Origin of the sequence: Dyella sp. SG562, from assembly GCF_011759495.1 — a bacterium.
GTDB lineage: Bacteria > Pseudomonadota > Gammaproteobacteria > Xanthomonadales > Rhodanobacteraceae > Dyella_D > Dyella_D marensis.
In genome coordinates this window covers 115,170-129,284 of record NZ_JAAOYS010000009.1, presented here as the reverse complement: position 1 = coordinate 129,284, position 14,115 = coordinate 115,170, and the positions used below count along the sequence as shown (strand labels likewise).

Below are 14,115 nucleotides of genomic sequence, written 5' to 3'. Positions count from 1 at the left end.
ATAAATCGCCGCCTTGGCGGCAGCCGTGCGGCAAGTCGACGCAAAGAAAAAGCCGGGCAAGGCCCGGCTTTTTCCGTTCAACAGGGCACTGGCGCTTACTTCGCGGCCATCAGCGCCTTGGTCATGTCGAGCATGCGGTTGGAGAAACCCCACTCGTTGTCGTACCAGCTCAGCACCTTGACCAGGGTGCCTTCCATCACGCGGGTCTGGGTGGAGTCGTAGGTGGACGAGGCCGGGTTGTGGTTGAAGTCCACCGACACCAGCGGCTTGTTGTTCACCGCCAGGATGCCCTTGAGCTTGCCGTTGGCGGCTTCGTTGACGATGGCGTCGATCTCTTCGTGGCTGGTCGCGCGCTTGGCCACGAAGGTCAGGTCGACCACCGACACGTTGATGGTCGGCACGCGCATGGCGAAGCCGTCCAGCTTGCCGTTGAGTTCCGGCAGCACCAGGCCTACCGCGGCGGCGGCGCCGGTCTTGGTCGGGATCTGGCTCATGGTGGCCGAGCGGGCGCGGCGCAGGTCCTTGTGATAGACGTCGGTCAGGACCTGGTCGTTGGTGTAGGCGTGGATGGTGGTCATCAGGCCGTGCACGATGCCGATCTTCTCGTGCAGCACCTTGGCCAGCGGCGCCAGGCAGTTGGTGGTGCACGAGGCGTTGGAGATGACCTGGTGCGCGGCGGTGAGCGTGTCGTCGTTGACGCCGAACACGAAGGTGCCGTCCACGTCCTTCTCGCCCGGGGCGGAGATGATCACCTTCTTGGCGCCGGCGGCGATGTGCGCGCCAGCCTTGGCCTTGGAGGTGAACAGGCCGGTGCATTCCAGCACCACGTCGACACCCAGGTCGCCCCACGGCAGCTTGGACGGGTCGCGCTCGGCGCAGACCTTGATGCGGTCGCCGTTGACGATCAGGTCGCCGCCGTCCACCGACACGGTGCCCGGGAAACGGCCGTGCGCCGTGTCGTACTGGGTCAGGTGGGCGTTGGTCTCGGCGTCGCCGAGGTCGTTGATCGCGACGATCTGGAATTCGTCGGTGCGACCGGACTCGTACAGCGCGCGCAGTACATTGCGGCCGATGCGACCGTAACCGTTGATGGCGACCTTGATGGCCATGGGACAGCGTCCTCCGGAGATGATGGCGGGGCAGCGGCGGCCGGACCCGGCCGCCAAAGAACCCTAATGTTAGCTGGAAAGCGGGGCCATCTCATCCGGCACGGTTCATAGGGCGTGCATGTGGGGTAGGCTCGCGAGCCTTATCCAAGATGTCGAAGCACCCGGGGGCCAGGCCATGAGCGACGAACAGCAGACCATCGAGATCAGCCTGGAACAGATGTCCGGCTACGAATTCCGCGTGCGTTTCGACAACACCTCCGCACCGGACCTGCTCACCGACGAGCTGCCGCCGCTGGGCCAGGGCGCCGGCCCCAATCCCACCCGCATGCTGGCCGTGTCGGTGGCCAACTGCCTAGCCGCCAGCCTGCTGTTCGCCCTGCGCAAGTACAAGAACGAGCCGGGCCAGCTCGCCGCCAAGGCCCGCGCCACGCTGGCGCGCAACGAGCATGGGCGCTGGCGCGTGGCGCGCATCGCGGTGGACCTGGACCTGGGCCAGGCCGAGGCGGACCTGGCCCACGTCGACCGCGCGCTCGCGCAGTTCGAGGACTTCTGCACGGTGACCGAGAGCGTGCGGCAGGGCATCGCCGTCGACGTGAGCGTGCGCGATGCCGCGGGCACCTTGCTGCACAAGGCCGCGACGGGCTGAGGCGCGTTGCGCGGCGGGTTCCTTGCCGCTCGCCGCGCCATCGCGCACGGTCCGGGCGATTTCTTCAACTCAAATTGAATTATTTGCGCGGTCCGCTCCGGCCTGCGCGCCCATCGATTCCCATCAACTCAAATTGAACGACATGCAGACTTCCCGACGCTTCCTCGCCGGCCTCCTGGCCGCGCTCGCCGTTGCACCCGCCGTCCACGCCTGGGGGCGCCAGGGCCACGCCATCGTGGCCGAGCTGGCGCAGCGGCGCCTGAGCCCGGCCGCCGAGGCCGAAGTCGAGCGCCTGCTGGCGCCGGAAAACACCAGGTCGCTGGCCGATATCGCCAGCTGGGCCGACGAACTGCGCGGCGACGACACGCGCGCCGACCTGGCCAAGGCCACCAGCAAGCTGCACTACATCAACTTCCGCGCGGACGACTGTGTCTACGTGCCGCCGCGCGATTGCGCGAACGGGCAGTGCGTGGTCGGCGGCCTCGATCGCTACGTGGCGGTGCTGGCCGACCGCACGCAGCCGGATGCCGCGCGCCTGGAAGCACTGAAGTTCGTGGTGCATTTCGTCGGCGACGTGCACCAGCCGCTGCATGCCGGCAACCGCGACGACAAGGGCGGCAATGCCTACCAGGTGCAGTTCCAGGGCAAGGGCACCAACCTGCACAGCGTGTGGGATTCCGGCCTGCTCGGCACCCACGGCAAGGACTGGCGGGCGTATGCGCAGGAACTGGACGCGCGCCCGGCGGAGGCCATGCCGGCGGCGATCGCGCCGCAGGACAACGTCTATGCGCAGTGGGCCGAGCAATCCTGCGCGGCCAGCCGCGACATCTATCCCGACGGGCACAAGATCGACGACGCCTACGTGGCCGCCGAGCTGCCGCTGGCGGAGCGCCAGTTGCGTGTGGCCGGCGTGCGGCTGGCCGAGGTGTTGAACCGCGCGCTGGCGCGCTGACCGGTCTTTTTTGTTGCGATGCAGAATCGATTTCCGCATCGCGTTGCGGCGGTTTGAGGGCTTGCAAAGGGTGCCCGGATGGGGCGTTCGGACGTCCTCGCGAACAGGTTCGCGGTACGCTTCGGCGCATTCCACCCGGGGGCCATCTGGACGTCCATATGGCATACCAGTTGTATGGCTGAGGACTCATGTGGTCTCCGGCTCGTGATACCACTTTAGACAGTGGTAGACCACGCCAAGGGTGCTCCGGGCAGGACGTCCTGCAGCCTTCTGAAACTGGCCCTTCGACCCTCTGGCGCAACGAGGCAGTTCTGCTAGCCTCGAACGATGACCAACGAAACTCCGCTGCGCCGCACCAAGATCGTCGCCACCCTCGGCCCCGCCACCGACGTGCCCGGGATGCTCGAGAAAATCCTCGCGGAGGGCGTCAACGTCGTCCGCCTCAACCTGTCCCACGGACAGCCCGACGACCATCGCGCCCGCGCCAATGCGGTCCGCGTGGCGGCCGAGAAGCTGGGCCGCGAAGTCGGCGTGCTGGCCGACCTGCAGGGCCCGAAGATCCGCATCGAGAAATTCGCCAACGGCCCGATCGAGCTGAAGGTGGGCGACGAGTTCGTGCTCGATTGCAGCCCCGGCGCGCCGGCCGGCGACAACAGCCGCGTGGGCGTCAGCTACCACGACCTGCCCAGGGACGTGAGCGCCGGCGACGTGCTGCTGCTCGACGACGGCCTGGTGGCTTTGACGGTGGAAAGCGTGGTCGGCGCCGAAGTGCGCTGCCGCGTGCTGGTGGCCGGGCGCCTGTCCGACCGCAAGGGTCTGAATCGCCAGGGCGGCGGCCTGTCGGTGTCCGCGCTGTCGGACAAGGACAAGGCGGACATCAAGCTCGCTGCCGAAATCGGCGCGGACTTTCTCGCCGTGTCCTTCGTGCGTTCCGCCGCCGACATGGAACTGGCGCGCCGCCTGCTGGAAGAAGCCGGTGGCAAGGCCTCGCTGGTGGCCAAGATCGAGCGCGCGGATGCCATCCCCGTGCTGGGCGAAATCATCGACGCGTCCGACGTGGTGATGGTGGCGCGCGGCGACCTGGGCGTGGAGATCGGCGATGCCGAGCTGCCGGGCCTGCAGAAGAAGATCATCCGCGAATCCGTGCAGCGCAATCGCGCGGTGATCACCGCCACGCAGATGCTGCAGTCGATGGTGCGCTCGCCCATTCCGACCCGCGCCGAAGTGCTGGACGTGGCCAATGCGGTGATCGACGGCACCGACGCGGTGATGCTCTCGGAAGAATCTGCCGCCGGTGCGCATCCGGATAAAGCCGTGGCCGCGCTGCGCCGCATCTGCCTGGGCGCCGAGCGCCAGTTCGAGCCGAAGGAAGATCTCGCCACCGCCGGCCATCGCCTGGACCGCACCGACCAGGCCATCGCGCTGGCCGCGATGCTGCTGGCCAGCCAGGTCGGCGTGCGCGCGCTGGTGGCGCTGACCGAATCCGGCGCCACGGCGCAGTGGCTGTCGCGCTATCGCAGCGCGGTGCCGATCTATGCGCTGTCGCCGTTCGCCGACGCGCGCCGCCGCATGCTGATGCTGCGCGACGTGCAGCCGGTGGAATTCACCCACGCCAGCTCGCAGACCACCGCGGCCTCGGCGCGCGAAGCGGTGCGCCTGCTCTTCAGCCAGGGCAAGCTGGCCGAAGGCGACCGCGTGGTGATGACCCATGGCGACCATATCGGCCGTGGCGGCGGCACCAATACGCTGAAGCTGCTGTCGGTCGGCGCCGACGGCGTGGTGGAGAGCCTGCAGGATCTCTGACGCAGGGCGCGGCTGCACCGCCGCGCGGCGCCAGGGCTACACTGCCAGCCACACCCACGTCCCCAAGGAGTCGGCTCCATGAACACGATGCTTCGTTCCCTGTCGCTGGCTGCCGCGACGGCGCTGGCACTGGCCGCCGCCATGCCGGCGCTGGCCCAGTCGCAGGCGCGCAGGGTCGGCCCCGAGCAGCTTCCCACGTATTGGATCCTGCTGAATTTCGGCTCGGTGCAGGCCGACGTGCCCAACAGCGGGCAGAACCTGGACAAGCCCGGCTGCGTGGCCGTGACCTATGAGATCGGCACCGACGGCAAGCCGCAGGACGCGGCGATCAAGAAGGTGGAACCCAAGAGCGATCTCGGTTCGGCCGCGCTCAGCGTGGTCAAGCGTTTCGAATACGGCCCCTCGCTCAACAACGGCAGCAAGAAGGAACCTGTGTCGACCTACTACGTGGTGGGCTTCAACCTGCCCGAGGACAAGGCCGCGGCCAAGAAAGTCACCGACGCCTGCCGACTGCCCGGCTACGACCAGGCCTAAAAGCGGTTTTCGCCACGCTGCGAAGCCCCCAAACGCCCCGTCTCCACCGGAGGCGGGGCGTTCCCGTGCGCCGATCCGGCTATACTCGCGCCCTTTAGGCTTGGCCGCCCGGCGACGGGATGGTCTCCATTACCAACGCGGCCAAGGGCCGTCCCCGCGTTCCACGGAGTCGTCATGAGCATCGAAGATCTTGAAAGCATCGCCCTGGCGATGGTCGCGCCCGGCAAGGGCATCATCGCCATCGACGAGTCGACCAACACCATCAAGAAGCGTTTCGAAGCGGTCGGCATCGAGAACAACGAAGAGAACCGCCGCGCCTACCGCGAACTGCTGCTCACCACTCCGGGCCTGAGCGAGCACATCTCCGGCGCCATCCTCTATGACGAAACCCTGCGCCAGTCCACCAAAGACGGCGTGCCGTTCACCGAGGTGATGAAGAAGAACGGCATCATCCCCGGCATCAAGGTGGACAAGGGTCCGGTGCCGCTGGCCGGCTTCCCGGGCGACGTGGTGACCGAGGGCCTGGACGGCCTGCGCGAGCGCCTGCAGGAATACGCCAGGCTCGGCGCGCAGTTCTGCAAGTGGCGCGCGGTGATCAACATCACCGAGGACAACCCCAGCTCCACCGCGATCGAAGCCAACTGCCACGCGCTGGCGCGCTATGCCGCGCTGTGCCAGGAGGCGGGCCTGGTGCCGATGGTCGAGCCGGAAGTGATCATGGACGGCGACCACAGCATCGAAGTCAGCTACGAAGTGCACGAAGCCGTGCTGCGCAGCCTGTTCAACGCGCTGTACGAGCAGAACGTGCTGCTGGAAGGCACCATCCTGAAGGTCAGCATGGTCATTCCGGGCAAGGACGCGGAAGAGCAGGCCGAGGTCGAGGAAGTCGCCGACGCCACCGTGCGCGTGCTGAAGACCACCGTGCCGGCGACGCTGCCGGGCATCGTGTTCCTGTCCGGCGGCCAGACCGACGAGCAGTCCACCGCGCACCTCAACGCCATGAACCGCATGGGTCCGCATCCGTGGCCGCTGTCGTTCTCCTACGGCCGCGCCATGCAGCAGGCCGCGCTCAAGCTGTGGGCCAAGGACATGAAGGCCAACTACGGCGAAGCGCAGAAGACCGTGCTTGCCCGCGCCAGGGACAACGGCCTGGCCGCGCTGGGCCAGTGGAACGGCTGAGTTTCCGGGCCAATGCGATAAAGAAAAAAGGCGCCCGAGGGCGCCTTTTTTCATGGTTCCGACAAGCGAAGAGGGCGCCTTCCGGCGCCCTCCCGCTGTTACGCTCGCCAGTCCGAAGACGTGCGACTTGCCTTACTCAGAAGCGGTATTCCGCGCTCACCGACACCATGTCGGTGCTCAGGTCCACCTTGTTCTTCTTGGCGTCGAAGTAGTCGTAGTTCAGGCCGACGCTCATGTTGTTGCTGAAGTTGTAGCCAAAGCCCGCGCCGGCGTACCAGCTGGTGTCGTCCAGGCTCTTGCGGACCGGGTTCACGTCATTGCTCAGGCCGTGGCCCTTCCAGCTGTACACGCCGGCGCGCGCGCCGACATACCAGTTCTGGTCGATGTTGAAGCGGCCGTTCACACCGGCGGTCCAGCCGTGCAGCTGGGTCTTGCCCTTGTCCACTACCGGGTTGCTGTTGAACAGGTTCTTCGGGTGGATGTTGCCCAGGTCGTTGTAGCCGACCTCGGCGCCCAGCGCGAAGTTAGGGGCCAGCGACCAGCGGTAGCCGCCGTTGAGGGCGTAGCCGGTGTCGTGGTCGTCGTACGGGCCCTTGTTGATCGAAGTGCGGCCCACATTGCCGTTGATGAACCAGCCGCCGTTGTCGGACGGCGCGTTCTGCGCGAAGGCGGGAACGGCCATCAGGCCGGCGGTGGCGAAAGCGAGGGCGAGCAGCGTCTTCTTCATGGAGAGTCTCCTGTTATGGAAGAACGGTGGCGGCCGTTGGGGGAAGGGCCGGGCACCGCGTGGCCGAGGGGTCTCGGCTTCACAAGGCTTAGATGGGAATCGCCCCAAAAAGATTCAATACCGATGAGTTCAGTATTAAGGCAAAGTTAAGATTTATGGCTGAGTTCGGGCACATTTAACTTATTGATGACAAAAGAAAACGGGCGCCAGAGGCGCCCGTTTTCAACCGGGCTTGCGGTGATCCCAGATATCAGAAGCGGTATTCGCCGCTCAGCGACACGATGCCGGTGGAGCGTTTCAGGCCCTGGGTGACCTCGCCGGTGGCCGTGTTCTTGATCTTGCCGGCGTTGGCGTGGAAGTAGTCGTAGTTCACGCCCAGGCTGACCTGCTCGGTGATGTCCCAGCCGGTGCCGACGCCGCCGTACCAGCTGCCGCGGCCCGGACGGCCGCCGCTGGTCAGGCCCAGGTCCTGGCCGATGCTGTTGTTGTAGTTGTTGCCGTTGTCATTGGCGCGGAAATAGCCGCCGTGGGCGCTGATGTACCACTGCGGCAGCAGGTTGATGCGGCCGTTCACGCCCAGCAGCCAGCCGCGCAGGGCGTTGGTGGTGCTGCGCTGGTTGACGTCCTGCGAATTGAAGACGTTCTTCACCCGGTAGTTGCCGAGGTCCGCGTAGCCGGCCTCAAGGCCCAGGCCCAGATCCTGGCCGGCCTTCCAGCGGTAGCCGCCGAGCACGCCGTAACCGGTGCGGCGGCCTTTTTCGCCCTTGAAGAAATTGAAGCCGCTGCCGTTGCCGCTGCCGAAGCCGCCGTTATCGCCGCCATTGGTGCGGCCGACGTTGGCGCCGATGAACCAGTTGCCGCTGCCGACCGGCTGGCTGGGCAGGTAGTTGCCGCCCGCCGGGGCGGCCGAGGTGGTGCTGGTGCTGTCCTGAGCCAGGACAGGGGCGCCGATGATGCTGGCGCTGGTGAAAGCGAGGGCAAGTAGGGACTTTTTCATGGGAATACTCCTCTTCTTCCTTTCTTAGGGAGCGATCGCCGACAGGGGGGAAGGGGGGCGCCTGCGACCGCACATGGCCTTGCCAGCCATGCCCCGGATTAGAGCGGCCCGGGACTGAAGGGTTTCCGTATTGCGACCGCATAAATTAAGGCCGAGTTAAGACCGTTGGAACGGGGTGAAGCGGGCGACAGCCCTGCATGGATCGGCGACAATCACCGTTTTTCGCCGCCGCCTTCCCTCCGGAGACCCCCCGATGACCACCCGCCGCGAACTCGCCAACGCCGTCCGCGCCCTCGCCATGGACGCCGTGGAGGCCGCCAAGTCCGGCCACCCGGGCATGCCCATGGGCATGGCCGACCTGGCCGAGGTCTTGTGGAACGACTTCCTGCGCCATAACCCGGCCAACCCGAAGTGGTTCAACCGCGACCGCTTCGTGCTGTCCAACGGCCACGGTTCGATGCTGCAGTACGCCCTGCTGCACCTCACCGGCTACGACCTGCCGATGGCCGAGCTCAAGCGCTTCCGCCAGCTGCATTCGAAGACCGCCGGCCATCCGGAAGCCAGCGAAACCCCTGGCGTGGAAACCACCACCGGCCCGCTGGGCCAGGGCCTGGCCAATGCGGTGGGCTTCGCGCTGGCCGAGAAGGTGCTGGCTGCGCACTTCAACCGTCCGGGCCACGAGATCGTCGATCACCGCACCTTCGTCTTCCTCGGCGACGGCTGCCTGATGGAAGGGATCTCGCACGAAGTGGCTTCGCTCGCCGGCACCTGGGGCCTGGGCAAGCTGGTGGCGGTGTACGACGACAACGGCATTTCCATCGATGGCGAAGTGCACGGCTGGTTCACCGACGACACGCCCAAGCGCTTCGAGGCCTACGGCTGGAACGTGATCCGCCACATCGACGGCCACAACGCCGACGACATCAAGCGCGCGATCGAGCAGGCCGTTGCGCAGTCCGACAAGCCCACCCTGATCTGCGCCAAGACCATCATCGGCTTCGGCGCCCCGCACAAGCAGGGCAAGGAAGAAAGCCACGGCGCGCCGCTGGGCAAGGACGAAATCGCCGCCGCACGCGAGCAGCTCGGCTGGCACTACGCGCCGTTCGAGATCCCCGCCGACATCTACGCCGGCTGGGACCACAAGGCCGCCGGCGCCGAGCGCGAGAAGGTGTGGAACGCCGCGTTCGACGCCTACGCCGCCGCGCATCCGGAACTGGCCGCCGAGTTCAAGCGCCGCCTCGCCGGCGAGCTGCCGGCCGACTGGGCGGAGAAGTCCGCCGCCTATGTCGCCAAGCTGCAGGCGGAAGGTCCGGAAGTGGCCAGCCGCAAGGCGTCGCAGATGGCGCTCGATGCGTTCGGCCCGCTGCTGCCGGAACTGATCGGCGGCTCCGCGGACCTGGCCGGCTCCAACCTCACCAAGTGGAAGGGCAGCCTGGATGCCGGCAACGGCAACAGTGCCGACGGCAAGGGCAACTACGTGTACTACGGCGTGCGCGAGTTCGGCATGACCGCCATCGCCAACGGCCTGGCCCTGCATGGCGGCTTCATTCCCTACGACGCCACCTTCCTGGTGTTCTCCGACTACGCGCGCAACGCCGTGCGCATGAGCGCGCTGATCCCGGCGCACGCCATCCACGTCTACACCCACGACTCGATCGGCCTGGGCGAAGACGGCCCGACCCACCAGCCGGTGGAGCACCTGGCCAGCCTGCGCTACATCCCGAACAACCAGCTGTGGCGTCCCTGCGACGCGGTGGAATCGGCGGTGTCGTGGAAGCTGGCGATCGAGCGCAAGGGCGCGCCGTCGTGCCTGGTGTTCTCGCGCCAGAACCTCAAGCACCAGCAGCGCAGCGCGCAGCAGGTGGCCGAGATCGCGCGCGGCGGCTACGTGCTGTCCGACCCGCAGGACACGAAGTTCAAGGCGATCCTGATCGCCACCGGCTCGGAAGTGGAGCTGGCGATGGAAGCGGCGCGCACGCTGGCGCAGCAGGACATCGCGGTGCGCGTGGTGTCGATGCCCTGCACCGAGCTGTTCGACGAGCAGCCGCTGGAATACCGCGAAGGCGTGCTGCCGGGCTGGTGCCGTGCGCGCGTGGCGGTGGAAGCGGCGACCGCCGACTTCTGGCGCAAGTACGTGGGCCTGGACGGCGAAGTGGTGGGCATGACCACCTTCGGCGCGTCGGCGCCGGCGGGCCAGCTGTTCGAGCATTTCGGGTTCACCGTGTCGCACGTGGTGGACGCGGTGAAGCGCACGATCCGCTGAGCCATCGATGCACCGGGAAGGCCGCGGCCTTCCCGGTGAGCGATTAAAAAACGCCGCATGCCGCGGCGTTTTTTTATGTCCGCCGCGGCAGCGTCACGCCGCCAGCAGGTCGCCCAGTTGCGACGGCTCATTCACCAGTACGTGCGCGCCGGCCTGTTCCAGTTCTTCCTGGCTGCCGAAGCCCCACAGCACGCCGATGCCGCGTACGCGGTTGGCCACCGCGCCGTCGATATCGAAATGGCGGTCGCCGATCATCACGGTCTGCTCGGGGTCCGCACCGAAATCCGCCAGCGCCGCGGCAATCATCGAAGCCTTCTCGCTGTGCGGGCTGCTCGGATCCGGGCCGTACAGGCGGGTGAACGCATCGGCGAACGCGAACGATTCGACGATCGGCGTCGCATGCCGCTCCGGCTTGCTGGTGACGATGGCCAGTTCGTGGCCGGCATCGCGCAGCCGCTGGATCATCGCCTCGATGCCCGGATATACGGTGTGCTCGCGCCAGCCGATGGCATGGAAGCGCTGGTGGTAATGCTCCACCGCCGCTTCCACCAGGGCCGGGTCGTGGTCCAGCAGCGGCGCGAAGCTGTGCCGCAGCGGCGGGCCGATCCAGTGGCGCAGTTCCGCCGGCGCCGGCACGCCCAGTTGCTCGAAGGCGTGCCGCACGCAGCTGACGATGCCCAGTTCCGAATCGATCAGGGTGCCGTCCAGGTCGAACAGGCAAAGCATGCGCGGCGAACTCACTTGGCTGCGCGCGCCTTGAGCGCGGCCACGGCCGGCAGTTCCTTGCCTTCCAGGAACTCCAGGAACGCGCCGCCGCCGGTCGAGATGTACGAGACATCTTTTTCGATGTCGTACTTTTCGACCGCGGCCAGCGTGTCGCCGCCGCCGGCGATGGAGAACGCGTCGGACGCGGCGACCGCGCGCGCCAGCGTTTCGGTGCCCTTGCCGAAGGCGTCGAACTCGAACACGCCGACCGGGCCGTTCCACACCACCGTGCCGGCCTTGGCGATCAGCGCGGCGTAGTTCTTGGCGGTCTGCGGGCCGATGTCGAGGATCATCTCGCCGTCCTTCACCTGGTCCACCGGCTTGACGGTGGCCGGCGCATGCGCGGAGAACTCCGGCGCCACCACCACGTCCACCGGCATCGGCACCTCGGCGCCGCGGCGCTTGGCGTCGGCGATCACCTTCTTGGCGGCGTCGAGCAGGTCCGCTTCGTACAGCGAGTTGCCGACGCCGTAGCCGGCGGCGGCGATAAAGGTGTTGGCGATGCCGCCGCCGACGATCAGCTGGTCGACCTTGCCGATCAGGTTCTCCAGCAGGGTGAGCTTGGTGGAGACCTTGGAGCCGGCCACGATCGCCAGCAGCGGCTGCGCCGGGTGCTCCAGCGCCTTGCCCAGCGCGTCCAGCTCGGCCGACAGCAGCGGGCCGGCGGCGGCGACGGGGGCGTACTTGATCACGCCATGGGTGGAAGCCTGCGCGCGGTGCGCGGTGCCGAACGCGTCCATCACGAAGATGTCGCACAGCGCTGCGTACTTCTTCGACAGGGCTTCGTCGTCCTTGCCTTCGCCGACGTTCATGCGGCAGTTCTCCAGCACCACCACCTCGCCATCGGCGACGTCGACGCCGCCGAGGTAGTCGGACACCAGCCGCACCGGCGTGCCCAGCTTGTCGCCCAGCCACTTGGCCACCGGCGCCAGCGAGGACTCGGCGTCGAACTGGCCTTCCTTCGGGCGGCCCAGGTGCGACATCACCATGACGCGGGCGCCGGCGTCGCGGGCGGCCTTGATGGTGGGCAGGGAGGCGTCCAGGCGCTGGGTGGAGGTGATCCGCCCGTCCTCGATCGGCACGTTCAGGTCTTCGCGGATCAGCACGCGCTTGCCGCGCAGATCAAGATCGCTCATGCGGAGGAAGGACGACACGGCGCAACTCCTGGTTGGAAGGTGGGAAAGAGGGCGCCCTGGCGAGCGCGAACCCCGTATTGTCCCGCCCGTCCGGTGACGATGCAAACCGCGGTGCGGTTATCCTGGCCCGCCTTGAGACAGCGGAAGGACGCCAATCCATGAGCTCGGACCGGGTGCTGTACGGCTATTGGCGCTCCAGCGCCGCCTACCGCGTGCGCATCGCGCTGAACCTGAAGGGGCTGGCCTACGACAACCGCCCCGTGCACCTGGTGCGCGACGGCGGCGAGCAGCACCAGCAGGCCTACCGCGCGCTCAATCCGCAGGAACTGGTGCCCTGCCTGGTGGACGGCGTGCAGGTGCTGACCCAATCCATGGCGATCATGGAATACCTCGACGAAACGCATCCCGCGCCGCCGCTGCTGCCCGCCGATGCCGCCGGCCGCGCCCGCGTGCGCTCGCTGGCGCAATTGCTGGCCTGCGACGTGCACCCGCTGGGCAACCTGCGCGTGCTGCAGTACCTGGGCAGCGAGATGCATGTGGAGGAATCGATGCGCGGCAGCTGGTCGCGGCATTGGATCGGCGAGGGTTTCCGCGCGCTGGAAGCGATACTGGCGGACAGCCCGGCGACCGGGCGCTTCTGCCACGGCGACCAGCCCGGCCTGGCCGACGCCTGCCTGGTGCCGCAGCACTACAACGCGGTGCGCTGGAAGCTGCCGATGGAGGCGTTCCCGACCATCCGGCGCATCGTGGAGGCCTGCCAGGCGCTGGAGGCGTTCCAGCGTGCCGCGCCGGAAGCTCAGCCGGACGCGCCGGCGGTCGATTGATCCGAACCCTGAAACGCATCACCCCGGCGTGCGCCGGGGTGATGGCGGTGTTCCGCGGAAGGGCTTAGAAGCCGAGCCCGTAGGGGTCGTTGCCCACCAGCTCCGCGCTCTCGGAGCCGCCGCCTTCGGACAGGCGGATCTTCAGCGCCAGGCCGTCGCGCGAGTCGGCCTTGGCCAGCGCCTCGTCCAGCTCGATGCGGCCTTCCTTGTACAGGCGGTACAGCGACTGGTCGAAGGTCTGCATGCCTTCCTGCAGGCTGCGGTCCATCGCTTCCTTCACCTCGTGGATCTGGCCGCGGCGGATCATGTCGCGGATGAACGGGGTGTTGAGCAGCACTTCGGTGGCCGGCAGGCGGCGGCCGTCCTTGCCGATCACCAGGCGCTGGCTGATCACCGCGCGCAGGTTCAGGGCGAGGTTCATCAGCACGTTCTTGTGCGCCGATTCCGGGAAGAAGTTGAGGATGCGCTCCAGCGTCTGGTCGGCGTTGTTGGAGTGCAGGGTGGCCAGGCAGAGGTGGCCGGTTTCGGAGAACGAGATGGCCGCTTCCATGGTGTCGGTGTCGCGGATCTCGCCGATCATGATCACGTCCGGCGCCTCGCGCATCGCGTTCTTCAGCGCCTCGTGATAGCTGTGCGTGTCCAGGCCGACTTCGCGCTGGTTCACGATCGACTTCTTGTGGCGGTGCAGGTATTCGATCGGGTCCTCGATGGTGAGGATGTGCCCGGAGGTGTTCTGGTTGCGGTGGTCGAGCATCGCCGCCAGGGTGGTGGACTTGCCCGAGCCGGTGGCGCCGACCACCAGGATCAGGCCGCGCGGTTCCAGGATCAGGTCGCGGAAAATACCCGGGAGCTGCAGCTGGTCGATGCTCGGGATCTCGCTCTTGATCGCGCGGATCACCATGCCCACTTCGCCGCGCTGCTTGAACACGTTGATGCGGAAACGGCCGGCTTCCTTCACCGCCAGCGCCATGTTGAGCTCGAGGTCGCGCTCGAACTGGGGCACCTGGCCCTCGTCCATGAGCGAATAGGCGATCTTCTTCACCATGCCGCCGGGGAGTCCGGTATTGCCCAGCGGGTACAGCTTGCCCTCCACCTTGATGTTCACGGGGGCGCCGGTCGTCAGGAACATGTCCGACGCGCCCTTGTCCACCATGAGCTTGAGGAAGTAACCAATGTCCAC

13 protein-coding genes are annotated in these 14,115 nt (G+C 67.2%); 7 read left to right on the top strand and 6 right to left on the bottom strand.

Translation table 11 applies throughout. From position 1 onward, the window contains the following. Positions 1–95: 95 nt before the first annotated feature. Positions 96–1,109, bottom strand: a complete 1,014-nt coding sequence (gap, locus tag FHW84_RS16660; protein ID WP_167257100.1) for a type I glyceraldehyde-3-phosphate dehydrogenase — start codon at positions 1,107–1,109, stop codon at positions 96–98. Between the two features lie 175 nt (positions 1,110–1,284). Between gap and FHW84_RS16655 the strand changes: the two genes are divergently transcribed. From FHW84_RS16655 to FHW84_RS16635, 5 genes are all read left to right on the top strand, one after another. Next, on the top strand, positions 1,285–1,755 hold the full coding sequence (locus tag FHW84_RS16655) for an OsmC family protein (RefSeq protein WP_167257099.1): 471 nt from the start codon (positions 1,285–1,287) through the stop codon (positions 1,753–1,755). 142 nt (positions 1,756–1,897) lie between these two features. Next, positions 1,898–2,707 carry a S1/P1 nuclease gene (locus FHW84_RS16650; RefSeq protein ID WP_167257098.1) on the top strand — a complete coding sequence of 270 codons (810 nt, stop codon included), beginning with the start codon at positions 1,898–1,900 and terminating at the stop codon, positions 2,705–2,707. 327 nt (positions 2,708–3,034) lie between these two features. Beyond that, positions 3,035–4,510, top strand: coding sequence for a pyruvate kinase (gene pyk, locus FHW84_RS16645; protein ID WP_167257097.1), 1,476 nt, complete (start codon positions 3,035–3,037; stop codon positions 4,508–4,510). Positions 4,511–4,588: 78 nt separating this feature from the next. Further along, a complete protein-coding gene (locus FHW84_RS16640) occupies positions 4,589–5,044 on the top strand; it encodes an energy transducer TonB (protein WP_167257096.1) in 456 nt (151 codons plus the stop codon). A gap of 174 nt (positions 5,045–5,218) precedes the next feature. Beyond that, on the top strand, positions 5,219–6,223 hold the full coding sequence (locus FHW84_RS16635) for a class I fructose-bisphosphate aldolase (protein ID WP_167257095.1): 1,005 nt from the start codon (positions 5,219–5,221) through the stop codon (positions 6,221–6,223). A 136-nt stretch (positions 6,224–6,359) separates the two neighbouring features. Here the strand turns inward: FHW84_RS16635 and FHW84_RS16630 are convergent, their stop codons facing one another. Together FHW84_RS16630 and FHW84_RS16625 are read right to left on the bottom strand one after the other, a co-directional pair. Further along, positions 6,360–6,950 carry a porin family protein gene (locus FHW84_RS16630; RefSeq protein ID WP_167257094.1) on the bottom strand — a complete coding sequence of 197 codons (591 nt, stop codon included), beginning with the start codon at positions 6,948–6,950 and terminating at the stop codon, positions 6,360–6,362. Positions 6,951–7,200: 250 nt separating this feature from the next. Further along, on the bottom strand, positions 7,201–7,947 hold the full coding sequence (locus FHW84_RS16625) for a porin family protein (protein ID WP_167257093.1): 747 nt from the start codon (positions 7,945–7,947) through the stop codon (positions 7,201–7,203). 253 nt (positions 7,948–8,200) lie between these two features. Between FHW84_RS16625 and tkt the strand changes: the two genes are divergently transcribed. Beyond that, positions 8,201–10,210, top strand: coding sequence for a transketolase (gene tkt, locus FHW84_RS16620; protein WP_167257092.1), 2,010 nt, complete (start codon positions 8,201–8,203; stop codon positions 10,208–10,210). A 93-nt stretch (positions 10,211–10,303) separates the two neighbouring features. Here the strand turns inward: tkt and FHW84_RS16615 are convergent, their stop codons facing one another. After that, on the bottom strand, positions 10,304–10,936 hold the full coding sequence (locus FHW84_RS16615) for an HAD hydrolase-like protein (RefSeq protein WP_167257217.1): 633 nt from the start codon (positions 10,934–10,936) through the stop codon (positions 10,304–10,306). An 11-nt stretch (positions 10,937–10,947) separates the two neighbouring features. Continuing rightward, positions 10,948–12,111, bottom strand: coding sequence for a phosphoglycerate kinase (locus tag FHW84_RS16610; protein WP_167257216.1), 1,164 nt, complete (start codon positions 12,109–12,111; stop codon positions 10,948–10,950). Positions 12,112–12,269: 158 nt separating this feature from the next. Between FHW84_RS16610 and maiA the strand changes: the two genes are divergently transcribed. After that, entirely contained in the window at positions 12,270–12,935 is a 666-nt protein-coding gene (maiA, locus tag FHW84_RS16605) for a maleylacetoacetate isomerase (protein WP_167257091.1), read from the top strand. 64 nt (positions 12,936–12,999) lie between these two features. Here the strand turns inward: maiA and FHW84_RS16600 are convergent, their stop codons facing one another. Beyond that, positions 13,000–14,115: a PilT/PilU family type 4a pilus ATPase gene (locus tag FHW84_RS16600; RefSeq protein WP_167257090.1), complete on the bottom strand. Its 1,116-nt coding sequence runs from the start codon at positions 14,113–14,115 to the stop codon at positions 13,000–13,002.